This window comes from Streptomyces sp. NPDC006261, from assembly GCF_040613515.1.
Classification (GTDB): domain Bacteria; phylum Actinomycetota; class Actinomycetes; order Streptomycetales; family Streptomycetaceae; genus Streptomyces.
The window spans coordinates 1-1,505 of record NZ_JBEXSI010000157.1; the positions used below are offsets into that span (position 1 = coordinate 1).

The window sequence follows — 1,505 nt, forward strand, 5'->3', positions numbered from 1 at the left end:
TGGTTGACCGCGCTGCCACGGATGACCGCGAGGATGTGGTGGCCGTTGCGCTCGGCGTCCGAAAGGCGCTCGACCAGCAACAGGCCCACCCCTTCGGACCAGCCCGTGCCGTCCGCCGTAGCGGAGAACGAGCGGCACCGCCCGTCCGCCGAGAGGCCGCGCTGCTGCGAGAACTCGACGAACCCCTGCGGCGTCGACATCAGCGTCACGCCGCCCGCGAGCGCCAGATCGCACTCACCCGCCCGCAGCGCGTTCACCGCCTGGTGGATCGCGACGAGCGAGGAGGAGCACGCGGTGTCGACCGTGACCGCCGGACCCTCCAGACCGAAGGTGTACGACACCCGGCCGGAGGCGACACTGCCCGCGTTACCGCTGAAGAGATAACCCTCCATGTCCTCCGGGACCTGCTGGATCCGGGAGGCGTAGTCGTGGTACATCACACCGGCGTACACACCGGTGCGGCTGCCGCGCAGCGATGACGCGTCGATCCCGGCGTTCTCGAACGTCTCCCAGGCGGCCTCCAGCAGCAGTCGCTGCTGCGGGTCGGTGGCGAGCGCCTCGCGCGGGGACATCCCGAAGAAGGCGGGGTCGAAGTGGTCCCCGTCGTACAGGAATCCGCCGTGGCGGGAGTACGACCTGCCGGGTGTGCCGGGCTCCGGGTCGTACAGGCCCTCGGTGTCCCAGCCCCGGTCGGTCGGCCACGGCGAGATCGCGTCGACCTCGTCGGCGACCAGCCGCCACAGCTCGTCCGGCGAGGAGACGCCGCCCGGATAACGGCACGCCATGCCGACGATGACGACCGGGTCCTCGGCGGCGTCCGGCGTCCGGCCGGCGGTCGCGGCGCTCTGTGGCTCGGCCGGAGCGATCAGCGTGGAGAGGTAGGCGGCGATGGCCGACGGGGTGGGGTGGTCGAAGACGAGGGTGGTGGGCAGGCGCAGGCCGGTGGACTCGCCGAGCCGGTTGCGGAGTTCGACCGCGGTGAGCGAGTCGAAGCCCAGCTCCTTGAAGACGCGGTCGGCTTCCACGGCCCGAAGATCCGAGTGTCCCAGAACCCCCGCCACTTGGGAGCGCACCAGATCGACCAGCACCCGGCGGCGCTCGGCCTCGGAGACCGCGCCCAGCTGCTCGGCCAGCGACGACCCGGCGGCCGAACCGGCCGTCGGGCGGCGGCGGACCGCCGGCACCAGGCCACGCATCAGCGGCAGCGGCTCGGCACCCTTGCGGCGCAGAGCCGCCAGGTCGAGGCCGGTCGCGGCCAGCAGCGGCTCGGCGAAGGCGTGGGAGGCGTCGAACAGGGCCATGCCCGCGCCCGACGTCAGCGGAAGCAGCCCGAACCGCGCCATCCGCTGGAGGTCGATGTCCTCCAGGTGGCTGGTGCTGGCACTGCTCTCCTCCCAGAGTCCCCAGGCGAGTGAGGTGGTGGGGTGGCCGTGTGTGGTGCGGTGGTGGGCGAGGGCGTCGAGGAAGGTGTTGCCGGCGGCGTAGTTGGCTTGGCCTGCGGTGCC

Annotated in this window: 1 protein-coding gene; it reads right to left on the minus strand. The window is 72.4% G+C overall.

Annotated features, from left to right (window positions below):
- Positions 1–1,505 (minus strand): beta-ketoacyl synthase N-terminal-like domain-containing protein (locus tag ABZ154_RS35005; protein WP_356838505.1); only part of this gene is annotated, 1,505 nt, incomplete at both ends.